Source organism: Salipiger marinus, from assembly GCF_035481585.1.
Classification (GTDB): Bacteria; Pseudomonadota; Alphaproteobacteria; order Rhodobacterales; family Rhodobacteraceae; genus Salipiger; species Salipiger marinus.
This window is the reverse complement of sequence record NZ_JAYKSL010000051.1, coordinates 1-7,233: the sequence shown is the minus strand read 5'-3', so window position 1 is coordinate 7,233 and position 7,233 is coordinate 1. Positions and strand designations below refer to the sequence as shown.

Below are 7,233 nucleotides of genomic sequence, written 5' to 3'. Positions count from 1 at the left end.
GTTGTAATCGATCACGCGCTTCACAGGCACAAGCACCTTCATGAGCGGTTCTCTCCCAGTCTTCGCCGCGCCGGGCGCGGCACCCAGTTTCTTCTGCACGCGGTGATATCGAACTGAACGCAGGGGAAACAGAGCGAATTTGCCCTGCGGATCAGAAAAGGCCGCGGCGGTTCTGCGCCTGTGCGCAGTGACGGGCCCGGCAGCGGGGGCGCCGGACCCGTCGGATCAGGTGAAGCTGTTGTCGCGCGGGAAGCCGCGCGGCGCCATGCGCCCCGACCCCGCCCGCTTGGCGATCCATTCCGCCAGATCGGTCTGGGTGCGGGTGCGGCCCGCCGGATCGCGCCAGCTCAGCCCCTCGGACAGCACGAAGGTGGTGGCATCCGACAGCCCGCCATCCTTGTATTTCTGCAGCCGCACGCCCTTGCCGCGGGTCATTTCCGGCAGTTCCTCCAGCAGGAAGACCAGCACCTTGCGGTTCTCGCCCACCACGGCCACGGCATCGCCGCGCACCGGCTTGCAGATCTTGGCGGTCACCCCGTCGCGGACGTTCAGCACCTGCTTGCCGGTGCGGGTCTGGGCCAGAACCTCGGTTTCCGGCACCACGAACCCGTCCCCGGCGGAGGAGGCCAGCAGCAGCCTGCGCGTGGGATCATGGGTGAAGATGTCGACGATCTGCGCCTCGTTCGGCAGGTCGACCATCAGGCGCAGCGGTTCGCCCATGCCGCGCCCGCCGGGCAGGCTGGTGGCGGAGACGGTGTAAAAGCGCCCGTTCGATCCGTAGACCAGCAGCTTGTCGGTGGTCTCTGCATGGAAGATGAAGCGCGGGCCGTCGCCATCCTTGAATTTCAGCTCTGATTTCAGGTCGATATGACCCTTCATCGCGCGGATCCAGCCCATCTGCGAACAGACCACGGTGATGGGTTCGCGGTCGATCATCGCTTCGATCGGCACGTCTTCGACCTCGCCGGCCTCGGCAAAGCCGGTCAGTCGCCCGCCGCGCGCCAGATCCTTGGCGAAGGCTTTCTTGACCTCGCGCAGCTGGGCCGTGACGGATTTCCACTGCAGATCCTCGCTGGCCAGCAGATCCACCAGCCCGGCGCGTTCCGCCTGCAGCCGGTCGCGTTCGCCCACCAGCTCCATCTCTTCAAGGCGGCGCAGGCTGCGCAGCCGCATGTTGAGGATGGCCTCGGTCTGCACCTCGGTCAGCACGCGGGCCTCGTCCCCGGACAGCGGCGGCGGGGCGGAATAATCGCGTTCCGAGGTGGCGCGGATGAAGCTGCGCGACCAGTCCTCGCGCATCAGCGCCGCCTTGGGGTCGTCATCATACCGGATGATGTCGATCACCCGGTCCAGATGCAGATAGGCGATGATCAGGCCTTCCAGCACCTCCAGCCGGTGGTCGATCTTTTCCATGCGATGCGCCGAGCGGCGGCACAGCACCTCGCGCCGGAAGTCCAGAAAGGCGCGCAGCATCTCCTTCAGCGAGCAGACCTTCGGCGTCACCCCGTCGATCAGCACGTTCATGTTCAGCGAGAAACGGATTTCCAGATCCGAATTGCGGAACAGCATGTTCATCAGCATGTCGGGATCGACGGTGCGGCTGCGCGGTTCCAGCACCACGCGCACATCCTCGGCGGATTCGTCGCGGACATCGGCCAGAATCGGCACTTTCTTGGTCTGGATCAGTTCGGCCAGACGTTCGATCAGCTTGGATTTCTGCACCTGATAGGGGACTTCGGTCACCACGACCTGCCACTGGCCGCGGCCCAGATCCTCCACCTGCCAGCGCGCGCGCAGCCGGATCTGGCCGCGCCCGGTGGCATAGGCCTGCGCGATGTTCTCGCGCGGCTCCACGATCACGCCGCCGGTGGGGAAGTCGGGGCCGGGCACGAACTGCAGCAGCGTCTCGTCGGCGGCCCCGGGGGATTTCACCAGATGCAGGCAGGCGTCGATCAGCTCGCCGATATTGTGCGGCGGAATGTTGGTGGCCATGCCGACCGCGATGCCGCTGGACCCGTTGGCCAGAAGGTTGGGGTAGGAGGCGGGCAGCACCACCGGCTCTTCAAGGCGGCCGTCATAGTTCGGGCGGAAATCGACGGCATTCTCGTCAAGCCCGTCCAGCAGCGCCTCGGCCATGATGGTCATGCGCGCTTCGGTGTAGCGGCTGGCGGCGGGATTGTCGCCGTCGATATTGCCGAAATTGCCCTGACCGTCGACCAGCGGATAGCGGATGGTAAAGTCCTGCGCGAGCCGCGCCATGGCGTCATAGATCGCCGCGTCGCCATGCGGATGGAAGTCCCCCATGGTGTCGCCGGAAATTTTTGCGGACTTCAGGAAGCCTCCGGTGGAACTCAACCGCAGTCTGCGCATTGCATACAGGATACGACGATGCACAGGCTTCAGCCCGTCCCGCGCATCCGGAAGCGCGCGGTTCATGATCGTCGACAGAGCATAGGTCAGATAGCGTTCACCAATCGCCCGGCGGAGCGGTTCGGCAACATTGCGGGGGTTCATGTCGGGGTCATCGACGGTATCGGTCATGGACCGGGTGATACTGCGCCGCATCGGAACGGTAAAGCGGCCCTGCTCTCAAAACTGTGGATGTCCGAAGATTTCCGGGCGCCACGCAGCCAAGGCCCTGCATCCGCGCCTCAAAGCGGCACTGCCAGGGTCACGCCAAGTTACGAGGAAAAGGGTACGTCATGAAAAGCTTCATCCTGCTGACCTTCGCGCTTCTGGGCGCGGCATGGTTCCACCTGTCGGGCGGATCGGAGTATCAGGCGGGCACGCGGGGGCTGCCGCTGCCGAACCTTCTGGCAAGTTCCTATCTGCCGCCCGCGCCGCAGGCCGCAGCCCCGGAGAAGGCGCCGCAGGCGGAGATGGTGCAGCTTGCCACGGCCCGCGCCGGTGAGCCTGCGGTGCAGGTCACCAAGGCTGCCGCCGCTCCTGCCGATCTGGGCGTGACGCTGGCAGCCGCCCCCCGGTCCGCGCCGATCATCCGGGCGGAGCCCGCCGTCGCGGTGGAGGAGGCCCCCGAACCCGCCGCCGATCTGCGTCAGGTCACGGGCAGCCGGGTCAACATGCGCTCCGGCCCCAGCACCCGCTATGCGGTGATGGCGCAGCTTGGGCGCGGGCATGAGGTGCAGGTGGTGGCCGATCCGGGCGACGGCTGGGTGAAGCTGCGCAGCGAGGGCGGGCGCATCGGCTGGATGTCGGAAGATTTCCTGCGCGCCGTGAACTGAGCCGCCGCGCTGGACCTCTGATCCCGGCTCCCCTAAGGCTCGGCCTGACGACATGCGGGCAGGGCCATGACAGAACGAACCATCCTCATCACCGGCTGCTCCTCGGGCATCGGGCTGGACGCCGCCCGGGGGCTGCGCGCCCGTGGCTGGCGGGTCTTTGCCAGCTGCCGGGCCGAAGCGGACTGCGCCCGCCTTCGGGCCGAAGGTTTTGACAGCCCGCAGCTGGATTACGCCGACACCGCCAGCATCACCCGCGCGCTGGCCGAGGTGCTGGAGGCGACCGGCGGCAGGCTCGACGCGCTTTACAACAACGGCGCCTTCGCCATTCCCGGCGCGGTGGAGGATCTGCCCACCGATGCGCTGCGCGCGCTGTTCGAGGCCAATGTCTTTGGCTGGCACGAACTGACGCGGCAGGTCATCCCCGTGATGCGCGCGCAGGGCCACGGGCGGATCGTCAACTGTTCCTCTGTGCTGGGGCTGGTGCCGATGCCATGGCGCGGCGCCTATGTGGCCAGCAAACATGCGCTGGAAGGCCTGACCGACGTGCTGCGCATCGAAATGGCCGATACCCCCCTCCGCGTCATCCTGATCGAGCCGGGGCCGGTGACCTCGCACATCCGCCGCAATTCCGTGCCGCATTTTGAACGCTGGGTGAACTGGCGCGCCTCGCCGCGCGCCGCGCAATACGAGGCCTCGCTGCTGAAGCGGCTTTACGCGCCGCCGTCCAAGGACCGGTTCGAACTGCCCGCCAGCGCCGTGACCCGCGTGCTGGTCCATGCGCTGGAGGCGCAGCGCCCGAAGCCGCGTTATTACGTGACGGTCCCGACCCATCTGATGGGCACGCTGCGGCGGCTTCTGCCCACGCGGGCGCTGGACTGGATCATCGCCCGGGCGCGCTGACAGGTCGCGGGGCGGCGGCTTCGCTTTTTGGCCGCAAGCCGCTATGTGATGCGTCATCTGGCAAGGGAGCGCGCCGCATGACCAACGATCCGCTGTTTATCGTCACGGCTGCCGTGATGCTGGGGGTGGTCGCCATCCTGTTTTTCGGCATCGGCAGTTTCGCCAAGGGCGGGGCTTTCAACAAGAAATACGCCAACAAGGCGATGCGCTGGCGCATCATGGCGCAGTTTGCGGCGGTGGTGCTGATCCTGCTGTTTGTCCTGATCCGCGGAAAGAGCTGAACCATGGTTGTGCTGAACAAGATTTACACCCGCACCGGCGACAAGGGCGATACCGCGCTGGTGACCGGGGCGCGCGTGCCGAAATATTCCGCCCGCGTCGACTCCTATGGCACGGTGGACGAGCTGAATTCGGTCTGCGGACTGGCCCGGCTGCATGCCGAGGGCGATCTGGACGTGGCCTTGGCGCGCATCCAGAACGACCTTTTTGATCTGGGGGCCGATCTGGGCCGCCCCGACATGGAACAGGATGCCGAGGCGGGCTATCCGGTGCTGCGCATGGTCGAAGCGCAGGTAACCCGGCTGGAAACCGAGATCGACGCGATGACCGCCGTGCTGGAGCCGCTGCGCAGCTTCGTGCTGCCCGGCGGATCCGCTGCGGCGGCCTTCCTGCACCAGTGCCGCACCGTGGCACGGCGGGCCGAACGGCGCGCGGTGGAACTCGCGGCGTCGGAGACGGTCAATCCCCATGCGGTGACCTATCTCAACCGGCTCAGCGACTGGTTCTTCTGTGCGGCGCGCATGGCCAATGACGCGGGCCGGGCGGATGTGCTGTGGGTGCCGGGGGCGAACCGCTAGGTCAGCGGCTCCGCCTCCAGCCAGACGCCGCCTTCGGGGCGCAGGGTCAGGATCATCACCGGTGCGGGGTCGCGTCCCGGCACCGCGTGAAACCGGAACCGTTTCAGCAGCGTGGCCAGAATGATCACCGCCTCCTGCAGCGCAAAGGCGGCGCCGATGCAGATGCGCGGCCCGTCGCCAAAGGGCAGATAAGCGTAGCGGTCGGGCTTCTGCTGCCAGCGGTCGGGGCGGAAGGCATCCGGATCGGACCACAGCAGGTGGTTGCGGTGCAGCGCGTAGATCGGGATCATCACCGTGTCGCCTTTGCGGATCTCGCGCCCGCACAGTTCGTCCGGCGCCTGTGCCGTGCGCGACACGATGCCCGCAGGCGGATAAAGCCGCAGCGTCTCGTCCACCACCTGCCGCAGGAAGGTCATCCGCGCCGCCTCCTCGCCGGTGGCGGCATCGCCCGCCATATGGGTCTGCACCTCGGCCCGGGCGCGCTCCTGCATCTCGGGGTCGAAGGCCAGCAGATACAGCGCCCAGGACAGGGTCAGCGCCGTGGTCTCATGCCCCGCGACGATGAAGGTCAGCAGGTTGTCGCGCAGCTCGCCCGCATTCATGCGGCGCTTGGTTTCGGGATCCTCGCCCGCCAGCAGCAGATCCAGCAGATCCGGCACCCCCTGCGGGCCGCGCTGCGCCCGTTCGGCGATGGCGCCATCGGCCACGGATTTCATCTGCCGCAGCGCGCCCGCCGAAAACACCCGCCCCGGGCGCGGCACCCAGTCGGGCAGGCCCAGCATGTCGAACAGCGAAATGCGCCCGGCTTCGGCCACGTAATCGTCGATGGCGCGGTGCACCGCCTCGCGCGCGAAGCCTTCGCCGCCCGAAAAGGTCACGTCGGAAATCACGTCGAAGGTGGTGGTGACCATCTCGTCATAAAGGTTCACGGCGCGCGGCCCGGCAGCGGCGATGCGGTCGGCAGAGCGGGTGGCGGCCCCGGTCATCACCGGCGCAAGGTTCAGCACGTTGCGCGCGGAAAAGGCCGGAGCGGCGGCGCGGCGCTGCCAGCGCCAATGCGCGCCCTCGGCCACGAACATCGACTCGCCGATGGCCGGGCGCAGCAGGTTCTGCGTGACGCGGGATTTCGGGTAATGGTCCAGCCGTTCCAGCAGCATGGTCCGGATCGCGCCCGGATCCATCACCATATGCCAGCGCGCGCCGGTGCGGCCCGACACCATGGGCTGCCGCGTCGCCAGATCGGGCAGGATCGCCAGCACGTTGCGCCGCGCCAGTTTGAGACTGCCGAACAGCCCCAGCGGTTCGGTCACCAGCGGCACGCGCACCGGCAGGCGCGCAGGGATCGGGGTCTGATCGGTCATGGGGGCCTCCTGCCTTTCAAGATAGGGTGGGGCGGCGGCCCCGGAAAGCCCGGGGCGATTGCGAAGGGGCGGCTGCTGCGCTATGCCGCGCCGACCCTTGCAGATGGACCCTCGCCCATGCTTCGCTTGATCGCCGCGCTGACCCTTGCCCTTGGGCTTGCCGCCTGCGCCAATGGCCAGCGAGATCTGGAAAACCCGGCCACGGCGCTGGGGGATTTCCAGCTGGGCTTTGTCGAGGTGGTGGCGCCCAATCTGGTCAAGGGCCCGCTGTCGCGTGACGCCAGCGCCGAGGAGTGGACCACCGCGATGGAGGCCGCACTGGCCGAACGGTTCACCCGGCAGAGCGGCGGCAAATACTACCATATCGGCGTCAGCGTCGAAGGTTATGTGCTGGCGCAGCCCGGTGTGCCCGTGGTGCTGAGCCCGAAATCCGCGCTGATCTTCCGCGTCACGGTCTGGGATGACGCGGCGCAGGCCAAGCTCAACGCCGAGCCGGAACAGATCACCGTCATGGAATCCTTCAGCGCGGAAACCGTGGCCGGATCGGGGCTGACCCAGTCGCGGGACGAACAGATGCGCAACCTGACCACCAATGGCGCGCTGCAGGTGGAACGATGGCTGCGCCGCCAGATGCGGGACGAAGGCTGGTTCGGGGGGCTGCCGGAGCCCGCCGCAGCCAAGGACAAGGCCGCGAAAACCGTTCCCGAATGACCACGCCCGCAAGGGCTTGGCGCCATGAGGTGCTTGATTTTCCGTCTCCGACTCAATACATGGCCCGCGATGCGAAACCGGGTCACGTTCGACCCCCTAGAGGCGAGACGTCTGGAAAGATGGCAAAGGCAAAGTTTGAGCGGTCCAAACCGCACTGCAACA

7 protein-coding genes are annotated in these 7,233 nt (G+C 67.2%); 5 read left to right on the top strand and 2 right to left on the bottom strand.

The genetic code is table 11. The features are described 5' to 3' along the window. Positions 1-225: 225 nt before the first annotated feature. The gene (locus tag VK682_RS26700; RefSeq protein ID WP_230798206.1) at positions 226-2,541 is read right to left on the bottom strand and encodes a DNA topoisomerase IV subunit A; all 2,316 of its coding nucleotides are present in this window, start codon (positions 2,539-2,541) and stop codon (positions 226-228) included. A gap of 161 nt (positions 2,542-2,702) precedes the next feature. Here VK682_RS26700 and VK682_RS26695 point away from each other — a divergent pair, with 161 nt between their 5' ends. The 4 genes from VK682_RS26695 (at position 2,703) to VK682_RS26680 (ending at position 4,999) form a co-directional block, all read left to right on the top strand. Beyond that, on the top strand, positions 2,703-3,242 hold the full coding sequence (locus tag VK682_RS26695) for an SH3 domain-containing protein (protein WP_324782942.1): 540 nt from the start codon (positions 2,703-2,705) through the stop codon (positions 3,240-3,242). Positions 3,243-3,308: 66 nt separating this feature from the next. Next, positions 3,309-4,142, top strand: a complete 834-nt coding sequence (locus VK682_RS26690; protein ID WP_230798208.1) for an SDR family NAD(P)-dependent oxidoreductase — start codon at positions 3,309-3,311, stop codon at positions 4,140-4,142. 77 nt (positions 4,143-4,219) lie between these two features. Further along, positions 4,220-4,423 (top strand): twin transmembrane helix small protein, encoded by a 204-nt coding sequence (locus VK682_RS26685; protein ID WP_089852518.1) that lies wholly within the window; start codon positions 4,220-4,222, stop codon positions 4,421-4,423. A gap of 3 nt (positions 4,424-4,426) precedes the next feature. Beyond that, positions 4,427-4,999, top strand: coding sequence for a cob(I)yrinic acid a,c-diamide adenosyltransferase (locus VK682_RS26680; RefSeq protein WP_230798209.1), 573 nt, complete (start codon positions 4,427-4,429; stop codon positions 4,997-4,999). Here the strand turns inward: VK682_RS26680 and VK682_RS26675 are convergent. Further along, positions 4,996-6,360, bottom strand: coding sequence for a cytochrome P450 (locus VK682_RS26675; RefSeq protein WP_230798210.1), 1,365 nt, complete (start codon positions 6,358-6,360; stop codon positions 4,996-4,998). The two genes, VK682_RS26680 and VK682_RS26675, sit on opposite strands and share 4 nt — an antisense overlap. Before the next feature lie 117 nt (positions 6,361-6,477). Between VK682_RS26675 and VK682_RS26670 the strand changes: the two genes are divergently transcribed. Next, positions 6,478-7,071 carry a hypothetical protein gene (locus VK682_RS26670; RefSeq protein ID WP_230798211.1) on the top strand — a complete coding sequence of 198 codons (594 nt, stop codon included), beginning with the start codon at positions 6,478-6,480 and terminating at the stop codon, positions 7,069-7,071. Positions 7,072-7,233 lie beyond the last annotated feature (162 nt).

Coding starts and splice junctions, on each gene's coding strand:
- VK682_RS26700 (WP_230798206.1), bottom strand. CDS start 2,541: ATGACCGATACCGTCGATGACCCCGACATGAACCCCCGCAATGTTGCC.
- VK682_RS26695 (WP_324782942.1), top strand. CDS start 2,703: ATGAAAAGCTTCATCCTGCTGACCTTCGCGCTTCTGGGCGCGGCATGG.
- VK682_RS26690 (WP_230798208.1), top strand. CDS start 3,309: ATGACAGAACGAACCATCCTCATCACCGGCTGCTCCTCGGGCATCGGG.
- VK682_RS26685 (WP_089852518.1), top strand. CDS start 4,220: ATGACCAACGATCCGCTGTTTATCGTCACGGCTGCCGTGATGCTGGGG.
- VK682_RS26680 (WP_230798209.1), top strand. CDS start 4,427: ATGGTTGTGCTGAACAAGATTTACACCCGCACCGGCGACAAGGGCGAT.
- VK682_RS26675 (WP_230798210.1), bottom strand. CDS start 6,360: ATGACCGATCAGACCCCGATCCCTGCGCGCCTGCCGGTGCGCGTGCCG.
- VK682_RS26670 (WP_230798211.1), top strand. CDS start 6,478: ATGCTTCGCTTGATCGCCGCGCTGACCCTTGCCCTTGGGCTTGCCGCC.